The sequence below is a fragment of the Tenacibaculum finnmarkense genome (assembly GCF_900239185.1).
GTDB classification, from domain to species: Bacteria; Bacteroidota; Bacteroidia; order Flavobacteriales; family Flavobacteriaceae; genus Polaribacter; species Polaribacter finnmarkensis.
In genome coordinates this window covers 247,032-270,420 of sequence record NZ_OENA01000023.1, presented here as the reverse complement: position 1 = coordinate 270,420, position 23,389 = coordinate 247,032, and the positions used below count along the sequence as shown (strand labels likewise).

Here is a 23,389-nt window from a genome sequence, read left to right as displayed (position 1 = left end):
TACATCTTTTTTGTTTTGAGAACCACAAAAGAAACATTTTAATAGAATTTCAGAAACCTTTTTCTTTTTATTTTACAAATTTAAACAGGCTCTTAATGCGATACTTATTTTTCTTGATAAATAATCTAATTTGAACAACTCTAAAAAAATATTAAAACACGAAAGAATAATTAACAAAATCAGTATGCGATATAATATTTTATTGGTGTTTTTTAGTTCTAAAAATTGAATAGCAAATAGGGATGAAAAAATACCTGTAATTGCCATAATAACAATTGGAAATCGAAACGAAAATTCGGGATGTTCGGGGCTTAAATATTGTATTAAAATACCAAAAAGATAGCCCTGCGATAAAACAGCCGAAAACAAGGCAATAACATAAAGAAGATAACTAAAATCACGGGTGCTAAAAAATAGAAATAAGTTGTAAATACCCATTAAAATTAACCCGCCAATAAGTAATCCGCTAATAAAATATTCGGTAACTCTATCTTTATAAAAAGTTTCTTTTGTTTTAATAACAATAGGTACTTTCATTGAATATCTACTTTTTATTTTAAGGTAAATAGTCGGTGTTTTTAGGTTGGAAACAGGTATTTCAAAAGCAGGAACCCAATGATTAAATTTGTTTTTAGAATGCGGTTGTGTAACTCCTAGTAATTCTTGTATTTGTTCCCCGTTTTTTAAAGAATAGCAAAGTGTAATGCTATCTTTTAGTGGTGTTTGTACAATTAAAATAGCGGTATCACTTAAGTTGGTTTTACGTAATTTTATTTTAACCCAAAGCGTACTTTTTGTAATTCCTAAATTAATATATGTTTTTGAGGTTGCGGTAAATTCTGCTTCCTTGAAATTTTTAATTTTTTCAAAAGAATATTGATTTTTAATGTTTTTAACATTTTCAAGACGTTCAACAAGATACGAAATCTTAAAATTATTCCTGTTAAAATCAGGCGTATTTGATGGCTTGTTTTGAGCTGTTACTTTGCAAAATACAAGTAGAAAAAATAGGAGTGTATAAAAAAGTCTAAACATTGTAAAATATTTAAGGAAGTTATAAAGGTATTGCTGTTATTTTGATAATCACTAAAAAAGCCTTTAGAAATTTGTTTCTAAGGGCTTTAATTTTTTTTGTATTTTTTTTGCTGTTAAAAAATAGTTTACAAACTTAAAATTGTTACTCTAAAAATATATAATAAAGCGCCAACAGCACCACCTACAATGGCACCATTAAGTCGAATGTATTGTAAATCATCGCCCACTTTATCTTCAATTTGTTTAACCAAATCTTCGTTGTTTAGGTTTTCTAAACTTTCAGAAACCGTGTTTGCAATTAAATGATGATTTTTATGAATTGTACTAACCAATAGCTTTTTTAAAGAAGCATCTGCTTTTTCAATAAGCTCGGTATTTTTAGAAAAATCGCTTATTATTTGGGTAGATTTTTGTTTGATAAACTCAATAAAAACACTTTTATCATCGTTTAATTGTTCTTGTAATTTATTTTGTAGTGAGTTTACTAATTTTGAAACAATACTTTTTGCTTCAATATTGCCGATTAATTTTTCTTGCATATTTTGAATTGAAGCAAGTGCGTTTAAATTTCCATTTTCTAATTTTTGAGCAAAATCTAGCAGTTCATTTTCTAATCTCTTACGCAGCGGATGTTGTTTGTCTTTTGCTATTTCGTCTAATAAATCATTGATTGATTTTACTAGTTTATCAGCTATGCTTTCATTGTTTAATCCGCCGAATTTCTGTGCTGTTTTTACGGCAATAAGCTTAAAAGTACTTTCTTTTTTTAGGTTTTCAGATTGGTTTGCAATATTTTCTACAAGCATGTTGCGAGTTTCATCACTATTGATGGTTTTAGAAACACTCGATAAAGCAACCTTCCAAAGTTCAGAATGTTCTTGATTTTTGAGTGTTTTTTGTAGCCAAATACCTAAAGGCTTACCAAGCTGAATACCCTGTAATTCTTTTTTTAGCATTTTTTCTAAATAGGGTGTAAGTTTTGAAAAATCGGTATTTTTTGAAAATTGCAATAAAATATCTTGTAAAAAATGAATGATTTTTGATACATTTTTTTCCTCTTTTAGTGCCGCTACTATTTTATGGGCAATAGCAACCGATTTTATTTTATCAGCTAAACTTTCTTTCGAAAGCCATTCGTTAGAAACCAAATCAACAATACCGTTAGAAAGTTTAGCCCTTGATTTAACAATAATATTGGTGTGTTTGCTAATTAACGGAATAGGAATTTCGGCAAATAATGCCCGTACCGCAAACCAATCGGCACAGCCACCAACTACGGCAGCCTCAAAACCAGCTAATAAAATATGCCAGATGATATGTGTTAAAAATTCAGTTTTAATACCTGCGATTAGCAGCAGCATCCCAAGGGTTGCGATGGCTAAAGAAAGTGCGCCTTTTTTTGGTAATTTCATTTTTTTTGATATTTACTTTTAACAAGGGATTTTAACCCCTTGCCATTCTGTTTTGCCGTTATAAAGCTATTTTTAGATAAAATTTAATGAATCCCTTTAAAATTTTTATAATCTTGAATTACACTTTTTAATTTTGACATTGCAAAGGCTACAATAGCAATATCATCGAGCCAACCCAGAACAGGAATAAAATCAGGAATCGCATCTATTGGTGACACAACATACAATAAAGCACCTACAATAATGGCTAAAGATGTTTTATTTAATTGATACGTTCCGTTCCAGGAATCTTTTAACATTCCTAGTAATAAGATGAAATTGTCCATTTGTTCGCCTAGATTTTTAGATTTTTTTTCCGCATTTTCAAAATCGGCTTGGCTAACTTCTTGCTGACTGAATTTTTCAAATAATTCTTCTGATTTTTCTTTTTGACTTGTATTCATAGTGTTCTTTTAATTTATTTATAATCCGTAAGGTTTTGCCGATATAAAAAAGACCTCCTACATTATTTGTTAAATATAGCTGATTATTAAGCATAAAAAAGCCAAAACAATATTGCTTTGGCTTTTTTCGATAAAAAAATAGGTTGTGTTTGTAATGTATTGATAATTAATATTATATAGCTTAATTTTCGTTAATAGTATGTTCGTTTTTATCATCATGACGGTCATTATGACCATCATCATTATTGGAAGAATTACAATCAGAACATTCAAAACCTTTCGAAGTCATTTTAAAATGATGATTTGCCATGTCACGGTCATAAATATCTTGAGTGTTTTTAATGTCGTCAATAAATTTACCAGCTGAATCTTCAAAATAAATTATTGTATTTTCAGGAATATAAACAGTTGCTTTAATTTCTTCGTCTTTCCATATATTTTTATAGGCACTTAAAAAGAAGGCATCGAAAATAATACTGTTATTTACTATCTTAAAATTATATTGAATTGCCTGCGCGTTATCATTTGCTTGCTTACGTTTTTTACCTTCGGATGTTTTTTTAATTTCGATATAAGCAACCTGAGTTTCACTTTTACGAACATCAATATTTATATCGTTAGAATATTTCATTTTAATATCATTAACCACTACATTTTCAGCGTTATTTCTATTGCTTAAATTATGGCTGTAATACATGTTATCATCATTAACAACGCTAATTTTTAAAGGCTGTTCTTTGGTGTAATTAATCGTGTGTTTATTCACATTAGCACCATTATAAGCATGCGTTGTAGCGTATTCAATACCTGAGAAACCAATCGAAAATAACGACAGTAACCAAACGCCTAATAAGATGAAAACAGTCGTTGTATTTAATTTTTTAACTGATGGAGATAATATTCTTAACCCTAAAATAAACAATACCATCATCGGAATTCCAATCAATAAAAATAATGAAATTGCTAACAACCATTTAGGCAACATAGCTTCATAAAAAAACGGCGGATACTGTACAAAATCGTTATCAACATTTAAAATTTCGAAACTACCGATTGAAAATGCCCCAAATAATAACGCAAGTATAGTACTAGCAGCAATAAAAATTAATAATATCCCTATAAATTTACCAAATATTTTAAATAATGCACGTAAAATTTCGCCTATAATACCTATAAAATCTTGTAGTTTAGAGTTTGTTTGTGAGCGAATTTTTTCATAGTCGGCACTTGAAAATTTATCACTTATATCGTTTGCTCCATCTTTTAACTTTTCTGATAAATACTCAAACTCGTCGCGAATTTTTTTTTCAATAGTATCAATATTTACAGCTTCGCCTTGCATCTGTAATTTTTCAGAAGTTGTTTTTGCTTCGGGTAATAAAACCCATAAAATAATATAGGCTAAAGGTGAAAAACCAGAAGCAACTAAAATGATAAAAGCAAGTCGAATCCAAATAACATCAATATTAAAGTAATGCGCAATACCCGAACAAACACCGCCTAAAAACTTATCGTCGCCATCTCTAAATAATTTTTTAACACTTCCTTTTTCAGCCTTATAATTAGAAGAATAATCATCGCTATAAGTGTCTTGTGTTTCCGAATAATCTTCAGGTTGCCCCATAATGGTAATGATTTGTTCAATATCATTTTCATTAATCACCTGGCGTACATCTGTTATTTTTTCAGATAAAAGTTCACTAATACGTGCTTCAATATCTGAAATTATTTCATTTTTACCCTGCGGATCATCATTTAAAGAATTAGCGATAGCCTTTAAATAATAGTTTAATTTCTGATAAGCAATTTCATCTATATGAAAGAAGAATCCGCCTAAGTTTATGTTTATTGTCTTATTCATCTTTAGTTGATTTTGTAGTAGTTATTAAATTTACAGCGTTCACTAAATTCCCCCAAGTTTTGTTTAATTCTTTTAAAAAAAGCCCCCCGTTTTCTGTTAAAACATAATATTTTCGTGGTGGTCCAGAGGTTGACTCTTCCCATCTGTAACTTAGTAAACCTGCATTTTTTAAGCGTGTTAGTAAGGGGTAAATTGTTCCTTCAACCACAATCATTTGGGCACTTTTTAATGTTAGAAGTATTTCAGAAGTATAGGCATCTCCATTTTGTAAAATAGATAAAATGCAATATTCTAAAACCCCTTTTCGCATTTGTGCTTTTGTGTTTTCAATTTTCATATACGATGGTTTGTAAGATTATTTTATAAATTTAATGCTAAAAGGGTATTGATATTCTTCTCCTTTATTCGCTTTTATGGAAGCGATAATAATTAAGGCGATGCTACTTATAAAAAGGGTCAGCATTAAAAACCCACTAATAAATAAGCCGATGATACTAAAAATACTGAAGTATGTGTGGTTTGTATCAAAATCAAATGAGGGTTTGTTATAGATGTCTATAATGACGTTTCCGAAAAAAAACAAGCTTAAAAATAAAAAAAACACGGTGCTTGTTATAAAAAGATATAAGGTATAGCTAAGGTTAAAATTAACAGCCTCTTTGCCGTGGTTGTTTAAAAATAAAGTATCACTTTTAAATAACTGCCATAAGATTAAAGGCGCAATAATATTTCCTAATGGAAAAAAATACCCAGTAAAAGCGGATAAATGTATTAAAAAAGCATTGGTGTTTTCGTTATTTGGCATAATGATGTGTTTTAAATACTACTGTACTATGCAAATATATATCTTTTAAAAGGTACTTTGTAATACATAGTACTGTATTTAACATTTTTTTAACATTTGTAAATGTGTTATTATTTTTTGAGTAGAGATATAAAATACCTGAAGTTGTTGTTTTTGTTGACTTTAAAAGAAAAGAAGTAAATTGCGTTTAAATATTAAGATAAAATGAAATTTACACCTCGAAAAATAAATTTATTTACCTTGTTCAAACTGCCATCGGCATATATCTGCGGAATTAGAGTACAGTCTATTTCTGAAGAAAAATCAGCCGTAACGGTAAAACATCGTTGGATAAACCAAAATCCCTTTAACAGTATGTTTTGGGCAGTTCAAGGAATGGCAGCGGAGTTGTCTACAGGTATTTTGGTCATACAAGCTATTCAGGAATCAAACCGAAAAGTATCTATGTTGGTAACTAATATGAATGCAACTTTTACCAAAAAAGCCACGGGAAAAATTCAGTTTTCATGCAATGACGGATTGGCAATAAAAAAAGCAATTCAAAAATCAGTTGAAACAGGCGAGGGGCAAACTGTTTTAGTAACTTCACAAGGAATTAATAAAGAAGGTGTTTCGGTATCAAAATTTGAATTTGAATGGAGTTTAAAAGTGAAATAAAAAGCCATTTAATTATATATCGTAATTTTAATCAAAAAAAAACCGCAATTCTAAATTGCGGTTTTTTTGAGTTTTATGAGTTTTTGAAAGACTAGAAATTATATTCCTAATTCATCAAATATATTTGTTAATTTTTCTCCTTGAGAAGGTGCAGGTGCATTTGGGCTTACAATTGTTCCGTCAGGCGCAATAATGATAAACTTAGGCAATCCTTTAATTAAGAATTTTTGAGCCCATTCTAAGTCATTTTGTTTTTTACCACTAAATAACTGAATTCCTGTCATTTCTCGGTCAATTATTGTTTGCTTCCATTTTTCATGTTGTTTTTTATCGTCAACACTAATACTTACAAACGTTAATTTTTTTCCGTGGTATTCTTCCTCTAAATTCTTTAATAAAGGAATTTCTCTTTTACAATATGCACACCAAGTTGCCCAAACATCAATATATAAATAGTTACCTTTATTTAATAAATCATCTAAAGAAGTTGTTCCGCCATTATAGTTTTCAAAATTTGAAAATTTTGGAGCAATTTGTCCTTTTTCGGTAGCTTTTAATATATTATAAGTATCAGAAATTTCTTTTTTATGTTTTTCATTTGTTGAATACAACATAAATTTATCATGAAATTCTTTTAAATGAGGTGTAAAAGTAATTCCATTTTTGGCATTTTTATACAATAAATCATTTTTAGCAACAGTACTATTAACTTCTTTTTGTGTGGTTTTTAAATATGTTAAATAATAACATTTTCCTTCTTCATTTTTTTCTTTTGCTAAAAGTTTTAACTGAGTTTCTAATATTTTACGATATGAATAAGAGCTAAGATAGTCTTCATCGCTACTGTAGTTAAAATTTTTAAGAGGATCGGGAAAATTAGGAGAAACTACAAATTCTTCATTTTCAGATAACATCCCATAATAAGTTTGATAATTAGTTAAATTCCTTAAATATTCGTAATTAATATTTTTAACTTCTTTTTTTAGAAACTTAGTTGGTAAATTATTTGCTATTGAAAGTGTAATTAAAGCTTCCTTATATTGATCCATTTTAGCTAAAAAATCAGTTTCTTCTAAAGAAAAAAGTTGGTTTGCATTTACTAAAATTTCAGAAAATTTTATCTTTTTTTCAGCTAAATATTTATTAATATTTGCAGTTGTTCCTTTAAATTTAACAGCATCAATATTTTTATAATCAGCAATTATATTTGTATCTACAGTGTCGTTAAGGTATAAATTTAAACTAGCTCTTTTAGCTTTAAGTATAAGTGTGTAGTAGTTATCTCTATCAATTTTTACAGTATCAGAAAAAGCTCCTGTTTTTTTATTAACTTTTATCTTTTGTTCAAAGTTAAACCCTGTTAAAGTAATTTCTCTTTTTTTGAAATTTTCAATTTTCCCAGATAAAACAAGATAATCTTTTACTGGCTTAGGTTTTTCTTCTTTACAAGAAATAATGCTAACTCCTATTAGTGCTAAAAGTAGTATTTTTTTCATCGTTTACGGTTTATGTGATTGAAGGTTTTTAAAGGGTCAAAGTTACTTTTTTTAGGTTTTTTATCAAAAGAAATTAGTAATATATTTAATGCAGCTTTTGTTTTTTTGATATATTTTAGTTATAAGTAGCTTTTTTTAATGGTAATGATAGCTTTTAAAACAAAACTCCCAAGTAAATACTTAGGAGTTTTTAGTTGAATTCTTCAATTATTTTATTCTTTTACCTCTGTTCTAGATTCTTCTGATTTGATTCCTTTTTCAATACTAATAACAAGGGTATTGCTATCTGGGTTTAAATCCATCGAAATAGTATCGCCTTCATCTAGTTTAGAATTTACAATTTCTTCTGCTAAAGCGTCTTCAATGTATTTTTGAATAGCTCTTTTTAAAGGACGTGCACCGTATTTTTTATCAAAACCTTTATCGGCAATATAATCTTTTGCTTTTTCGCTTAAGATTAATTTATAGCCTAAATCGGCAATACGAACTAATAATTTTTCTAATTCAATATCAATAATTTTATGAATATCTTCACGTTCTAGGGCGTTGAAAATAATAACATCATCAATTCTGTTTAAAAATTCAGGAGCAAACGATTTTTTTAATGCTCCTTCAATAATACTTTTTACGTGGGCATCTTCTTGGTCTTTTTTAGAGGCTGTACCAAAACCAACACCGCTACCAAAATCTTTTACTTTACGAGCTCCAATATTAGAGGTCATAATAATAATGGTATTTCTAAAATCAATTTTACGCCCTAAACTATCGGTAATATGCCCGTCATCTAAAACTTGTAAAAGCATATTAAAAACATCAGGATGTGCTTTTTCAATTTCATCTAAAAGGATTACAGAATACGGTTTTCTACGAACTTTTTCAGTTAATTGACCACCTTCTTCATACCCTACATATCCTGGAGGCGCTCCTATTAAACGAGAAATAGCAAATTTCTCCATATATTCACTCATATCAATTCTAATTAAAGAATCGGCAGAATCAAATAATTCACGGGCTAAAACTTTTGCTAATTGTGTTTTTCCAACCCCTGTAGAACCTAAAAAGATAAACGAACCAATTGGTTTGTTAGGGTCTTTTAAACCAACGCGATTTCGTTGAATTGCTTTAACCACTTTGGTAACCGCTTCATCTTGCCCAATAACTTTACCTTTAATCATGTTAGGTAAATCGGCTAAACGATGGCTTTCAGCTTCAGCAACTCTGTTTACAGGAATTCCTGTCATCATAGAAACCACCTCAGCAACATTGTCTTCAGTTACAATTTCTCGGTTTAATTTGGCTTCTTCTTCCCATTGATTTTCAGCAGATACTAAGGCTGTTTCAATGTTCTTTTCGTCATCACGAAGTTTTGCCGCTTCTTCATATTTCTGCCCGTTTACCGCGGTTGTTTTATGCTTGCGTATTTCTTCTAATTTAGCTTCTAACTCTAAAATTTGTTGAGGTACTACAATGTTAGTCATATGAATTCTTGACCCTGCTTCATCTAAAGCATCAATAGCTTTGTCAGGTAAAAAACGATCTGTCATATAACGATTCGTCAATTTTACACAAGCTTCAATAGCTTGGTCGGTAAATGATACTTGGTGATGCGCCTCATATTTACCCTTAATATTGTGTAAAATTTGTACTGTTTCATCAACAGTTGTAGGTTCAACAATTATTTTTTGAAAACGACGTTCTAATGCGCCATCTTTTTCAATATTTGTTCTGTATTCATCTAAAGTTGTAGCTCCAATACATTGAATTTCGCCACGCGCTAAGGCTGGCTTTAACATATTTGAAGCATCTAAAGAACCTGTTGCACCTCCTGCACCAACAATGGTATGAATTTCATCAATAAATAAAATGATATCGTCATTTTTTTCTAATTCATTCATCAGCGCCTTCATGCGCTCTTCAAACTGTCCACGGTATTTTGTACCGGCAACTAAGCTAGCCAAATCTAAAGAAACAACTCTTTTGTCAAATAAAATTCGAGATACTTTTCGTTCTACAATTCGTAAGGCTAATCCTTCTGCAATTGCTGATTTACCAACACCAGGTTCACCAATTAACATTGGATTGTTCTTTTTTCGTCTACTTAAAATTTGCGATACACGTTCAATTTCTTTTAAACGCCCAACAACAGGATCTAATTTTCCAGCAATAGCAAATGCCGTTAAATCACGCCCGAAATTATCTAAAACAGGTGTTTTAGAAATTTTTGCTTGTTTTGCCTTTGAACCTTGCCCAAAGGGATTTGAGCCTTGACCAGAAGGGGCATCTTCTGAAGGTGTTTCGGCAGTTGGAGAAGAAAAATTATCTTCTATATGAAGTTCTTTATAAAGAGCTTTCGTAATTTCATAACTTACATCATGTTTTTGAAGTAGTTTTGTTGCAGGATCATTTTCATTACGTAAAATACATAATAATAAATGTGCTGTATCTATTGAATTACTTTGGTATAACTTTGCCTCTAAAAAAGTTGTTTTTATTGCTTTTTCTGCTTGCCTTGTAAGATGTAAACTCTTTTTTTCGAGGTTTTCGATTGATAGTGTAGTTGGGTTTAGTTTTTCTAACTTACTACGCATCAATTCTAAATCTACATCAAAAGTAGTTAAAATTTCGATGGCTTTACCGTCTCCTTTTCTAATCAAACCTAGCAGTAAATGTTCTGTTCCAATAAAATCATGCCCTAATCGTAAGGCTTCTTCTTTACTGAAAGTAATTACATCTCTAACTTGTGGTGAAAAATTATCTTCCATAAAATTAATTTGTATAGTTACTACGTTTTTTCTTCTTAAAAATAACAAAAAATATGCCACTACTTTTTAGCGCATATTTTTTAGTGATTCTGTGGTGTTAAATATACGTTGTTAATGTTTAAAAACCATTAATATCGTTAGTTAAAACAATAAGTATAATTTTTGTATAAAAGGAGGCTTTGTAGTATCTTGCAATGTTTTAAGAAATACAGCTGATTTTAGCGTATTTTGTAAATGAGTTTTATAAGGTGTAAAGTTCATTTCTTTATAAAAATGATAACTAATATTTTAAAGAAATATATATGGCAGATGGCGAAAAGTTGATCCCGATCAACATTGAAGAGCAAATGAAATCAGCGTATATCGATTATTCGATGTCGGTTATTGTATCAAGAGCATTACCAGATGTAAGAGATGGTTTAAAACCAGTTCATCGAAGAGTTTTATTCGGTATGCACGAACTAGGTATTAAGGCAACAGGATCATATAAAAAATCCGCAAGAATTGTAGGGGAAGTGCTAGGTAAGTATCACCCACATGGAGATACTTCTGTATATGATTCTATGGTTCGTATGGCACAAAGTTGGAGTGTGCGTTATATTATGGTTGATGGGCAAGGTAACTTTGGTTCTGTTGATGGAGATTCTCCAGCAGCAATGCGTTATACAGAGGTAAGAATGCAGAAGATATCCGAAGATATGTTGGCGGATATTGAAAAAGATACTGTTGATCATCGTTTAAATTTTGATGATACCCTACAAGAACCAACTGTATTACCAACACGTATTCCTAACTTATTAGTAAACGGAGCGTCAGGTATTGCAGTAGGAATGGCAACCAATATGGCACCACACAACTTAACAGAAGTTGTAAACGGAACGATTGCTTATATTCAAAATAGAGACATCGATATTGACGGATTAATGGAACACATTAAAGCGCCCGATTTTCCTACAGGAGGAACTATCTACGGCTATGAAGGTGTTAAAGATGCTTTTCATACTGGTAGAGGTCGTATTGTAATGCGTGCTAAAACTTCTTTTGAAGAAGTAAAAGGAAGAGAATGTATTGTTGTTACTGAAATTCCGTATCAGGTGAACAAAGCAGAAATGATTAAAAAAACTGCTGAGTTAGTTAATGATAAAAAATTAGAAGGAATTGCGAATATTCGTGATGAATCTGACAGAAACGGAATGCGTATCGTTTATATTTTAAAACGTGATGCAATTCCTAATATTGTATTAAATAAATTATACAAATATACCCAATTACAAACGTCGTTTAGTGTGAATAATATTGCACTTGTAAATGGTCGTCCTGAGCAGTTAAACTTAAAAGAATTAATTCATTATTTTGTTGAACACAGACACGAAGTAATTGTTCGTAGAACAGAATTTGAATTAAAGAAAGCACAGGCAAGAGCGCATATTTTAGAAGGATTAATTATTGCTTCGGATAATATCGATGAGGTAATTAAAATTATTCGTGCCTCTAAAAATGGTGATCAAGCTCGTGAGAGTTTAATTGAGCGTTTTGAATTAACAGAAATTCAGGCAAAAGCCATCGTTGAAATGCGTTTGCGTCAATTAACTGGTTTAGAACAAGACAAATTACGTGGTGAGTTTGATGAAATTATGTTAACGATCACTGATTTAAAAGATATTTTAGCCAATGAGCCAAGACGTTATCAAATAATTACCGATGAACTAATCCATGTTAGAGATAAGTATGGAGATGAGCGTCGTTCTGAAATTCATTATGCTGGTGGTGATATGCGTATCGAAGATATGATACCAAACTCTAAAGTTGTCGTTACTATTTCGCATGCAGGATATGTAAAACGTACCAATCTTGATGAATATAAAGTTCAAAATAGAGGCGGACGTGGGCAAAAAGGAGCAACGACTCGTAATGAAGATTTCTTAGAGCATTTATTTATCGGAACAAATCATCAATATATGATGTTCTTTACCCAAAAAGGAAAAGTGTTCTGGATGCGTGTGTATGAAATTCCTGAAGGAGGGAAAAACACCAAAGGTAGAGCAATGCAAAACTTAATCAATATTGAACCTGATGATAAAGTAAAAGCATTTTTAGTTACCGAAGATTTAAAAGATGAAGAGTACATCAATAGTCGTTACGTAATTATGGCAACTAAAAAAGGTCAGGTTAAAAAGACTTCTTTAGAACAATATTCTCGCCCAAGAACCAACGGAATTAATGCCATTACTATTAAAGAAGGTGATGAGCTTTTAGAAGCAAAATTAACTACTGGAGATAGTCAAGTAATGTTAGCTTTAAAATCGGGTAAATCTATCCGTTTTGAAGAAGCTAAAACGCGTCCGATGGGAAGAACTGCATCAGGAGTTCGTGGAATAAGTTTACAACATGATAAAGATGAGGTAATAGGAATGATTGCCGTAAATGACATGGATAGTAATATCTTAGTTGTTTCTGAAAAAGGATATGGTAAGCGATCTAAATTAGAAGATTACCGTGTTACAAACCGTGGTGGAAAAGGAGTGAAAACTTTAAATATATCAGAAAAAACAGGTGATTTAGTTGCGATTAAAAACGTAGATGATTCAAATGATTTAATGATTATTAACAAATCGGGGCTTACCATTCGTATGGCTGTGGAAGATTTACGTGTAATGGGACGTGCAACACAAGGTGTTCGTTTAATTAACATCAAAGAAAATGATAGCATTGCCGCAGTAGCAAAAGTAATGCGTGAAGAAGAGGTTGAAGAAGATGATCAAGATCAGGCGCTTGAAGGGGATGAGTTAGCAGAAGATGCTACATCAGAAACTGGCACGGAAATTGAAAACAACACAAACGAAGATCAAGAATAACCATAAATAAGCACTACAATGAAAAAACAATTAATAACACTTTCTTTAGGATTAGTATCATTAGGTTTAGTGGCTCAAAAATCAGAGTTAAAAACAGCAGAGAAAGCGATAAAAAAGTTAGATTATAAAACAGCAATTACTACGTTAAATGCTGCTGAAAAATTAGTAATAGCTAAAGGAGAAAGTAAATACACCTCTAAATTTTACTTTTTAAAAGGAAAAGCATTGGCTGCTACAAAAGACTATCAAAATGCCGCAACAGCATTAAGTAGTTTATTAGCGATGGGTAAAACCAAATATACAGAAAAAGCGAAGCCTATTTTGAATAGTATGATTCAAGAAGTTTCAGGAAAAGCGGTTGATTTTTATAACAATAAAAAAGATTATAAAAATGCTGCTGAAAACTTTTACTTAACCTATTTATTAAGCCCTAAAGATACTTCTTTTGCTTACAATGCAGCAATATCTGCAACACAAGCAAACGAATATGACACGGCAATTAAGTATTACAAAGAGTTGCGTAAAATTGGTTATACAGGTATTGAAACTCAATATTTAGCAACCAATAAATTAACAGGTAAAGTTGAAAACTTAGGGTCTAAGAAGCAAAGAGATTTAATGGTTAGGTCTAAGCAATATATTAAACCTGAAAATAAATCAACAGCATCTAAATCGGCAGCTATTGTTAAAAACATAGCATTATTGTTAAAAGAACAAGGAAAAACCGATGAAGCTATAGCGGCGTTAGCAGAGGCAAGAAAAGAAAATCCAAAAGATTTAAATTTATTGTTAAACGAAGCTGATATGTATATCAAGCTTAAACAAATGGATAAATTTGGGGAATTAATGAAAGAAGCGATTGCTTTAGATCCTAAAAACCCAACATTATACTATAACTTAGGAGTAGTTAACTTCAATGAAGGTATGGTCGATAATGCTAAAAAATATTACAAAAAAGCCATTGAGTTAAATCCTGAGTACGGAGATGCTTATATGAATTTAGCTGTTGTTGTATTAAATAAAGATAAAGCAATTGTTGAGGCGATGAACAACAATCTTAATAACTTTAAAAAGTACGATGCTTTAGCGTTAGAACAAAAAGAAGTTTATAAAGAAGCGTTGCCATTTTTAGAAAAAGCAGATACAATTAAAAGATCTGTAGATACTGTTAAAACCTTAATGAACTTATACGAAGTTTTAGAAATGGAAGCCAAAGCAACTCAATATAGAACGTTATACAAAGCAATGAAATAGTATTTTAACGAAAGTTAATGAGTAACTATTTTACTATAAAAAAACCGAAACTTTTAACGTTTCGGTTTTTTTTATGCCTTTTTTTGAAGTAATTTATTTAAAAAATCGTTTTATAATTCTTAATTGATGCGTGTATTTTTTAGAATCTACATTGTAAATACCACGATGATCTAAGGTGTCAATACGAACTTTTCCGTGTGCGTGTATAATGGTGTTGTTTTCTAAAATAATTCCTACATGTGTTATTTTTGCAGGTTTTTGATCGGCAGAAATATTAAAAGAGGTATCAAAAAAAGCAAGATCGCCTGCTTGGCTTTCTTCAATAAAGTTTAAGGTTTCGCCTTGGGTTACTTGGTCTTTAGCGTCGCGTAATAAATTGTAGCCAGCTAATTTGTAAACCATTTGTGTAAACCCCGAACAATCAATTCCAAAAACAGATTTTCCGCCCCATAAATAGGGTATGTTTAGAAATAAAAGTGCTGTTTTAGCAACAGCTTTCTTTTTATCATAAATTTCACCGCTATAAGAATATTTTTTTTGGTTGATATTAAATTCTCCATCCTTTAAAAAAGGAATCCTTGCGCCTAAAGGAATACTTATTTGTTGCTTGTATTGAGAATTTTTATCTTTAAAGTTATCATCAAAATCCTTAAAATTAACAAGATTAACAAAACTACCCGAATAGTTTTTAGGTTCTTCAGATGCTAAATTATGATACATTTCTTGGCTAATTTCTTGATATTGCTTGGTATCAATAAACCCTTGATATTGATCAAAAGCCAATTCAATTTTAGTCCAATTGTCTTTTTTTTCTAGTATTTTAAAAGCTTCACCAAAAAGCACTTGATTTACCATTTCTGAAGCATCACTAGCTTCAAAACGCATGGGAATACTACTTAAATTACAAATTCCGAAAAACATAATATTACGAGTTTTTAAGGTTGAAAAATATTACATTCTTTCAATAACGATTGCACTAGCACCACCACCACCGTTGCAAATAGCTGCTGCACCAATTTTGGCGTTTTTTTGTTTTAATATTGATGTTAAAGCAATAACAATTCTTGCTCCTGAAACTCCTAAAGGATGCCCTAAAGAAACCGCCCCTCCATTTACATTTACTTTATCGGCTTGTAGGTCTAAAATTTTCATATTTGCCAAGCCAACTACTGAAAACGCTTCGTTTAATTCAAAATAATCAACAGCATCAATTGAAATATTTGCTTTTGATAAGGCTTTTGGTAACGCTTTTGCAGGCGCTGTTGTAAACCATTCTGGCTCGTGAGCAGCATCGGCATACCCTTTTATTTTTGCTAAAGGCTTTAAATTTAGTTCTATAGATTTTTCTAAAGACATTAAAACTAATGCCGCTCCACCATCATTAATTGTTGAGGCGTTTGCAGCGGTAACTGTTCCTTCTTTGGTAAAAGCAGCACGTAAAGCAGGAATTTTTTCCATTTTTACGTTTTTATACTCTTCATCTTCAGAAAAAATAATTGGTTCGCCACGGCGTTGAGGTATTTCTACTGGTACAATTTCATCGGCATATTTACCTTCTTTCCAGGCATTTGCAGAACGGGTGTACGATTCTATAGCAAAAGCATCTTGATCTTCTCTTGAAAAACCATATTGTGTAGCACAATCATCGGCACAAACACCCATAGCTACTTTTTGATAAGCATCAACTAAACCATCTTTTTGCAAACCATCTTCAAGGGTAATCGAACCAAATTTATTACCTGTTCGAGCGTGTTGGTAATGCGGAATCATACTCATGTTTTCCATTCCACCGGCAACCACAACTTCAGCATCGCCTAAAGCAATTGTTTGTGCGGCTAACATAATTGCTTTCATTCCTGATGAACAGACTTTATTTATGGTAGTACAAGGCACGGTATTAGGTATTCCTGCAAAAATTGCTGCCTGACGTGCAGGCGCTTGTCCTACACCTGCCGAAACTACATTTCCCATAAAAACCTCCTCTACCATGGCAGGATTTAAGTTTATTTTTTCGAGCGCACCTTTAATTGCTACTGCTCCTAATTTTGGCGCGGGTATGCTTGATAAAGAACCTAAAAAACTACCTATTGGTGTTCTTGCTACTGATACAATAACTACTTCTTTCATATGTTTTCGTATAATTTCTTCTGCTAAAATAACCATTTTATAATAAGTACTCAAATAATAGAGAAAGGTTATATTTACATATCTAAACATACAAAATGAACAATTTCATAAATAAATTATACAAGAACAATGCGATTATTTATAAAATACTCTTGTTTTTAATTTCGGTAGTGGCAATTGTCTATTTATTTCCTAAACGAGGGCAGTTTAAATATGAATATACCCAAGCAAAACCTTGGCAATACGACAATTTATATGCACCTTTTGATTTTGCTATTCAAAAAACAAGCCTTGAAATTAGTCAAGAAACGAATGAAATTAAAGCGAGTGTTAAAAAATATTTTGTGTGCGATCAAAAAGTAGCAGCACATGTATTAAAGGCTTATAATAGTAAAATTATGCTTGCAGATTCGCTAGCGGTTAATGATATTGTATTTCTAAAAAAAATAGGGGAGGCTATTATTCATAAAATTTATAACTACGGATTTTTAGATGATTCGAGTATTAAAAAAGCCACTCAAGACGAACTTATTTTTTTACGAAAAGGCAATTCGATTGCTGAAATTCCTTTTTCAAAATTACTACAATCAAAAGATGTATTGAAGTTTATTTCACAAAACACATCCGAAGTTAATAGTGTCAATCAAAACATTCTTTTAAGTCATTTATCAGCTGTTATACAGTCAAATGTAATATTTGATACTAAATATAGCGACAAGGAGCTAAACGAGGCTTTAAAGAAAATTTCGTATGCTAAAGGAAAAATTTCTAAAGGTGAATTAATGCTCTTAAAAGGTGATATTGTTACTGGCAGAAAACTAACAATTTTAAAATCGTACGAAAAGGCATCTAGTTCACAGCTTTTAACAAAATCAAACTATAATTGGATTGTTTTCGGATACACCATTTTAGTGGCATTGGCATTGTTAATGTTATTATTATTTTTAGAGAAATACCGTTTAGAAATTTTTAATGATAATAATAAAGTAACCTTTATTTTTTTAAATGTTTTTTTAATGATTTTAGCGCAAACACTAGTGGTTAAATACAATTCGGGTTTTTTGTATGTAGTTCCGCTGAGTATTTTACCAATAATACTAAAAACGTTTTTTGATGCTCGGTTAGGTTTTTTTACTCATGTGCTAACCGTATTGTTACTAGGTTTTATAGTGCCAAATAGCTTTGAGTTTATCTATTTACATATTATTGCAGGGATTGTAACCATATTAACGATTTCAGAACTTTATAAACGTGCGAGTTTATTTATATCGATTGGGCGAATTACCTTAATTTATATGATTACTTATTTTGCTTTTTCGATTATAAAAGAAGGAAGTGCCGATAAAATAAACTGGGGTTATTTTGGTTTATTTGCCGCCAACGGATTGCTGTCTTTTTTAGCGGTTTTCTTTATTTATTTTTATGAAAAATTATTTGGATTGGTTTCTGATGTTACTTTATTAGAATTGTCAAACACCAATTCAACCTTATTGAGAGATTTAAATGAAAAAGCGCCAGGGACTTTTCAGCATTCTATGCAGGTGGCAAATTTAGCCGAAGCAGCCGCCAATGAAATAGGTGCAAACTCTATGTTGGTACGAACAGGTGCGTTGTATCATGATATTGGTAAAATGGCAAATCCGTTATATTTTGGCGAAAATCAATCGACAGGGGTAAACCCGCATCATGATTTATCAGCAAAAGATAGCGCCCAAATAATTTTAGAACACGTTATTAAAGGAATTGAAATTGCAAAGAAGCATAAATTACCAGACAGAATCATTGATTTTATTCGAACACATCACGGAACAACAGTTACCTATTATTTTTACAAGCAAGAATTAGAGAATAACCCTGAAGGATTTGTTGATATTAAAAAGTTTCAATACCAAGGACCGATTCCTTTTTCAAAAGAAACGGCTATTTTAATGATGTGTGATGCTGCCGAAGCGGCTTCAAAAAGTTTAAAAGAACCAACAGCGCAATCGATAGATAATTTAATCGATAAAATTATTGAAAAGCAAAAAAACGATAATCAGTTCGTAAATTCAGATATTACCTTTAGAGAGATCGAAAAAATAAAAAAAATTATTAAGAGTAAGTTGATGAGTATCTATCATTTACGCGTAGAGTATCCAGAATGATTAAATTTTTTTCAAAAAAAACTTGTGAGATCTTTTAATTCGTTATATATTTGCACTCGCAATTCGAGGCTATTACTTTTAATAGTTTTTGAATCACTCAGGAGAGATGGCAGAGTGGTAATGCAGCAGATTGCTAATCTGTAGCCGGGTAACTGGCTCCAGGGTTCGAGTCCCTGTCTCTCCGCAAAAGATGACTACTCGGGGTGTAGCGTAGCCCGGTCATCGCGCCTCGTTTGGGACGAGGAGGTCGCAGGTTCGAATCCTGCCACCCCGACACAGTTGTACGTAGCAACTTTAAAACTACGGGCTCTTAGCTCAGCTGGATAGAGCACCTCCCTTCTAAGGAGGCGGTCGGAGGTTCGAATCCTCCAGGGCTCACTTAAACCTTACTAGAAATAGTAAGGTTTTTTGTTGTTTATTAGTTTCTGTTCTGTATCAGGATTTTTTTTTGAAGCAATTTCCCGCTTTCCGCACTCGCTTTTTTTGTTTTTAAAAGGAAAAACAAAAAAGAGCTCAAACAATTGCTTCAATCGGGGCTAGGCATTTGTGTTAATTTTGATAATTTGAGAAACTATTATAATTTCAGGGATCAAGCATAATACTTGGGGAGCTACATAAATTAAGCATAATTGTTAGAGCCTGTTAAAAATTAAAGAAACTGTCAGTTCGAGTAATTTTTTCCTTCAAAAAAATTGTATCGAGAACTTATTTAATAGTCAAGTCAATTAAAATTCGGATCAAGTATAATACTTTGGGAGCTACATAAATTAAGCATAATTGTTAGAGCCTGTTAAAAATTAAAGAAACTGTCAGTTCGAGTAATTTTTTCCTTCAAAAAAATTGTATCGAGAACTTATTTAATAGTCAAGTCAATTAAAATTCATCAACATAAAATAATTTAAAATCTCGATATAATTTTAATTCCTTTTAGTCATTAAAATCACTCGAATTGACAAAATCATCAAGAAAAAAGGGAATAAATACGGCAAATCAGCATGTGAACCTGAACTAAATTCAGGTTGGCGGATGCTATTTCTTATTTTCTTTTATATTTTTTTTCAAATGAAACTTAAACAGGTTCTAAGCATTTTTAAAATGTTTTATGTTCGTTTGCTGATAAATATTGTTAGTATTTCATAAAATGCTTGATTATTGCTTTATTTTAAAACTATCTGAATAACTTATTACAGATAATAATTGCACATTATTTTTTTTAAAGTAATTTTAGAGTCTATAAAAAAAGCTATAAATGTCATTATTTCAAAAATCCGTATTAAATAAATATTTAAAATTACAAGATGCAACACTTATAGATAAAGCTTATAAAAAATACACCAAGTATTTTCATAATCTGAAAATTCAGGAAAATATATTAATAAGCAAAGAAGAGCAATTTCAACAAAAATTTTTAATAGAATTATTTGAAAATATTTTTGGGTACACTATTTTTCCTGATGAAAATTATAATTTAACTACAGAATTTAAAAACCTTAGAGGTGCAAAAAAAGCCGATGGAGCTATTTTAGTTGATGGAAAGGCTATTTGTGTAATCGAATTAAAAGGAACTAAAACAAAGGACTTAGAAAGCATACGACAACAAGCGTTTGATTATAAATCGAGCCATCCGACTTGTAAATATATTGTTACCTCTAATTTTGAAAAAATTCGATTTTATATAGAAACTTCCGAAGAATTAGAAGAATTTAATCTTTTTACGTTAACAAGAAAAGAATTTGACTTGCTTTATTTGTGTTTGCATAAAGATAATATGCTAAACAATATTCCTTTAAAAATTAAAGAAGCATCCGTAGTAAAAGAAGAACAAATTACGAAAGAATTTTATAACGATTATTCGCTTTTTAAAAGAGAATTATATCGAGATTTAATAAAACAGAATTTAAAGAATCCTATTTTTAGAACCGAACAGGAAAAAGAAAATATTGATAGCATTAATAAAAATATCAAATTAAGTCTTTTTAAAAAATCACAAAAATTAATTGATAGATTTCTGTTTATTTTCTTTGCCGAAGATAGCGGTTTATTACCGCCAAATTCAACACTTCAAATCCTTGAAAACTGGGATAAATTAAAAGATTTAGATGTTGAAGTTCCGTTATATAATCGCTTTAAACTGTATTTTAAATATTTAGATACTGGTAGAGAAGGAACAGACAAAAAAGCCGAAATTTTCGCTTATAATGGCGGACTTTTTAAACCTGATGCCGTTTTAAATTCGCTTATTTTAGATGATAAATTACTATATAAACATACTAAAAAGCTATCGGAATACGATTTTAATAGTCAAGTTGATGTAAATATTTTAGGGCATATTTTTGAAAATTCGTTAAATGAAATTGAAAGTATCAATGCCGAAATTGAAGGTACAAATTTTGATAAACAAACAAGTAAACGTAAAAAAGATGGTGTTTTTTATACGCCAAAATACATCACAAAATATATTGTAGATAATACGGTTGGTAAACTTTGTATCGAAAAGAAAATTGAACTTGGTATAAAAGAAGATGACTATTTTAAAGGACGAAAAAACAGAAATAAAACAACGATTATTAAATTAGTTTCGTTCTTAGATGTTTATCGAGATTGGTTATTAAAATTAACTATTTGCGACCCCGCTTGTGGTTCGGGAGCATTTTTAAACCAAGCTTTAGATTTTTTAATTAAAGAACACACCTATATTGACGAACTAAAAACCAAACTTTTAGGAGGTGGTTTTATATTTCCTGATATTGAAAATACTATCCTTGAAAAAAATATTTTTGGTGTCGATTTAAACGAAGAATCCGTAGAAATTGCCAAACTTTCGCTGTGGCTAAGAACCGCACAACCTAGACGAAAATTAAACAACTTAAACAGCAATATTAAATGTGGAAATTCTTTAATTGATAGTAAAGCGGTTGCAAGAGATAAAGCCTTTAATTGGGAAAATGAGTTTCCTCAAATATTTGAAAATGGTGGTTTTGATGTCATTATTGGAAATCCGCCGTATGTTTTTGCAAGGGATAATTTTTCACAAGAAATTAAAGATTATTACACTAAAAAATATGTATCAGCAGAATATCAAATTAACTTATACTTACTTTTTATAGAAAGAACAATAGGTCTTATAAAAAATGAAGCAAATTATGGTTTAATTATACCTAATGCTTGGTTAATGATTGATTCAGCAAAAGGATTAAGAAATTTAATATTAAAAAGTTGTTCTTTAAATCAAATAATAAATTTAGCAGGTTATTCATTTGAAGGAGTAAATGTTGAAACGATAATAATTCTTGCTACTAAAATAACTCAAGAAAATATTCAAAATAATGTTGATGTTCTTTTAAGTGCTGGAAAAGAATTTAGATTTTCTCATAAAAGAAAACAAATTGATTTTAAGAAAAATGATGGTTTTGAGTTTAAGGTTTTTTCTGATGAAACAAGTGTTGAATTAACGAATAAATTAAAAAAGAACTCTGAAATTCTGGATAACTTAGTTTTGATAAAAGCAGGTTTACAAGCTTATGAAAAAAACAAAGGAGAACCAAAGCAATCAGTTGAAGATGTAAGAAATAGACCTTTTGATTATACTTATAAATATGATGAAAATACACATAAATATTTAGAAGGAAAAGATGTAGGAAGATACTTTGTTAATTGGTGTGGATTATTTTTACAATATGGAAAACAGCTTGCTTCTCCAAGAAATATTGATTTATTTGACGGTGAAAAAATAATAATTCGTGAAATAACAGGTAAATATCCAAATAGTATTATTGCAACATTTAATGATAAACTCTATTTGTATAATAGAAGTAATATTGGAATCATAAAAAGACCTGAAAAAAACATTTCATTAAAATATATTGTTGCTATTCTTAATAGTAAATTGATAGCTTACTATTTTGTTAAAAATACAGCAAAATCTGTAAGAAAAATGTTTCCTAAAATTATTTTAAATGATTTAAGAAAGTTTCCAATAAAAGAGATTTCAGAAAAAGAGCAAATTCTATTTATTAATAAAGCAGATTATATTTTAAATTTAAATGAGGATTTTGTTATTTTATCTAACAATTTCCAAAACTATCTAAAGCAAAAATTTCAATTAGAAAAGTTATCAAAAAAGCTTCAAAACTGGCACGATTTAGAATTTGGCGATTTTATAAAAGAACTCAACAAGGCGATAAAAAGCAATAATAAAGAACTTGTAAAAAACGAACTGCCAATAATTCCTGTACTTACAAAATTAGATGAAATGGATTGGATGGATGTTTTTACAGTTAAAAAATCCGAAGCTCAAGCCTTACAAACTCAAATAAACCAAACCGATAAAGAAATTGATACAATGGTTTATGAATTGTATAATTTAACCGATGCTGAAATTGCGATTATTGAAAGTAGTTAATCACATTTTTAATTGATTAAAAAGTAAAAAGCTCCCAATTTGGGAGCTTTTTAAGTTTTTAAAGGTAAAGCTTACAACAAATAATATATTGAGTGAATCCTTTTAAATAATTGTAAAATGTGACTTTTTGTAAAAA

General features: G+C 30.4%; 15 protein-coding genes and 3 tRNA genes. 8 read left to right on the top strand and 10 right to left on the bottom strand.

Annotated elements, in window-relative coordinates; genetic code table 11:
* Positions 1 to 72: 72 nt before the first annotated feature.
* From AQ1689_RS03435 to AQ1689_RS03410, 6 genes are all read right to left on the bottom strand, one after another.
* Positions 73 to 1,035: a 7TMR-DISM family protein gene (locus tag AQ1689_RS03435; protein ID WP_101955188.1), complete on the bottom strand. Its 963-nt coding sequence runs from the start codon at positions 1,033 to 1,035 to the stop codon at positions 73 to 75.
* Positions 1,036 to 1,160: 125 nt separating this feature from the next.
* Complete coding sequence (locus AQ1689_RS03430) at positions 1,161 to 2,447, bottom strand: DUF445 domain-containing protein (RefSeq protein ID WP_101955187.1); 1,287 nt, start codon at positions 2,445 to 2,447, stop codon at positions 1,161 to 1,163.
* A gap of 83 nt (positions 2,448 to 2,530) precedes the next feature.
* Positions 2,531 to 2,890 carry a YkvA family protein gene (locus AQ1689_RS13420; RefSeq protein ID WP_101914855.1) on the bottom strand — a complete coding sequence of 120 codons (360 nt, stop codon included), beginning with the start codon at positions 2,888 to 2,890 and terminating at the stop codon, positions 2,531 to 2,533.
* A 181-nt stretch (positions 2,891 to 3,071) separates the two neighbouring features.
* Complete coding sequence (locus AQ1689_RS03420) at positions 3,072 to 4,751, bottom strand: PspC domain-containing protein (protein ID WP_101955186.1); 1,680 nt, start codon at positions 4,749 to 4,751, stop codon at positions 3,072 to 3,074.
* Positions 4,744 to 5,088 (bottom strand): PadR family transcriptional regulator, encoded by a 345-nt coding sequence (locus AQ1689_RS03415; RefSeq protein WP_101955185.1) that lies wholly within the window; start codon positions 5,086 to 5,088, stop codon positions 4,744 to 4,746. The genes AQ1689_RS03420 and AQ1689_RS03415 overlap by 8 nt, the downstream gene beginning before the upstream one ends.
* Positions 5,089 to 5,106: 18 nt before the next feature.
* On the bottom strand, positions 5,107 to 5,556 hold the full coding sequence (locus AQ1689_RS03410) for a DUF4870 domain-containing protein (protein ID WP_198913862.1): 450 nt from the start codon (positions 5,554 to 5,556) through the stop codon (positions 5,107 to 5,109).
* 204 nt (positions 5,557 to 5,760) lie between these two features.
* Between AQ1689_RS03410 and AQ1689_RS03405 the strand changes: the two genes are divergently transcribed.
* On the top strand, positions 5,761 to 6,213 hold the full coding sequence (locus AQ1689_RS03405; RefSeq protein WP_101955183.1) for a DUF4442 domain-containing protein: 453 nt from the start codon (positions 5,761 to 5,763) through the stop codon (positions 6,211 to 6,213).
* A gap of 98 nt (positions 6,214 to 6,311) precedes the next feature.
* Here the strand turns inward: AQ1689_RS03405 and AQ1689_RS03400 are convergent, their stop codons facing one another.
* Positions 6,312 to 7,709 carry a TlpA family protein disulfide reductase gene (locus AQ1689_RS03400; RefSeq protein WP_101914617.1) on the bottom strand — a complete coding sequence of 466 codons (1,398 nt, stop codon included), beginning with the start codon at positions 7,707 to 7,709 and terminating at the stop codon, positions 6,312 to 6,314.
* Positions 7,710 to 7,921: 212 nt separating this feature from the next.
* Positions 7,922 to 10,471: an ATP-dependent Clp protease ATP-binding subunit gene (locus tag AQ1689_RS03395; RefSeq protein ID WP_180947523.1), complete on the bottom strand. Its 2,550-nt coding sequence runs from the start codon at positions 10,469 to 10,471 to the stop codon at positions 7,922 to 7,924.
* A 302-nt stretch (positions 10,472 to 10,773) separates the two neighbouring features.
* Between AQ1689_RS03395 and gyrA the strand changes: the two genes are divergently transcribed.
* Together gyrA and AQ1689_RS03385 are read left to right on the top strand one after the other, a co-directional pair.
* On the top strand, positions 10,774 to 13,326 hold the full coding sequence (gyrA, locus tag AQ1689_RS03390; protein WP_101955181.1) for a DNA gyrase subunit A: 2,553 nt from the start codon (positions 10,774 to 10,776) through the stop codon (positions 13,324 to 13,326).
* Positions 13,327 to 13,344: 18 nt separating this feature from the next.
* A complete protein-coding gene (locus tag AQ1689_RS03385) occupies positions 13,345 to 14,580 on the top strand; it encodes a tetratricopeptide repeat protein (protein WP_101914620.1) in 1,236 nt (411 codons plus the stop codon).
* Between the two features lie 93 nt (positions 14,581 to 14,673).
* Here the strand turns inward: AQ1689_RS03385 and AQ1689_RS03380 are convergent, their stop codons facing one another.
* The gene (locus AQ1689_RS03380; protein WP_101955180.1) at positions 14,674 to 15,501 is read right to left on the bottom strand and encodes a C40 family peptidase; all 828 of its coding nucleotides are present in this window, start codon (positions 15,499 to 15,501) and stop codon (positions 14,674 to 14,676) included.
* Between the two features lie 30 nt (positions 15,502 to 15,531).
* On the bottom strand, positions 15,532 to 16,707 hold the full coding sequence (locus AQ1689_RS03375; RefSeq protein WP_101955199.1) for an acetyl-CoA C-acyltransferase: 1,176 nt from the start codon (positions 16,705 to 16,707) through the stop codon (positions 15,532 to 15,534).
* Positions 16,708 to 16,802: 95 nt separating this feature from the next.
* Between AQ1689_RS03375 and AQ1689_RS03370 the strand changes: the two genes are divergently transcribed.
* The 5 genes from AQ1689_RS03370 to AQ1689_RS03350 all read left to right on the top strand — a co-directional run bounded on the left by AQ1689_RS03370 (position 16,803) and on the right by AQ1689_RS03350 (position 23,253).
* On the top strand, positions 16,803 to 18,851 hold the full coding sequence (locus tag AQ1689_RS03370; RefSeq protein WP_101955179.1) for an HD family phosphohydrolase: 2,049 nt from the start codon (positions 16,803 to 16,805) through the stop codon (positions 18,849 to 18,851).
* Positions 18,852 to 18,951: 100 nt separating this feature from the next.
* Positions 18,952 to 19,035 (top strand) — tRNA-Ser (locus AQ1689_RS03365).
* A 15-nt stretch (positions 19,036 to 19,050) separates the two neighbouring features.
* Positions 19,051 to 19,125: transfer RNA gene (locus AQ1689_RS03360), tRNA-Pro, on the top strand.
* A 30-nt stretch (positions 19,126 to 19,155) separates the two neighbouring features.
* Positions 19,156 to 19,229, top strand: a tRNA-Arg gene (locus tag AQ1689_RS03355).
* An 871-nt stretch (positions 19,230 to 20,100) separates the two neighbouring features.
* A complete protein-coding gene (locus AQ1689_RS03350; RefSeq protein WP_101955178.1) occupies positions 20,101 to 23,253 on the top strand; it encodes an Eco57I restriction-modification methylase domain-containing protein in 3,153 nt (1,050 codons plus the stop codon).
* The last annotated feature ends 136 nt before the right edge of the window (positions 23,254 to 23,389 follow it).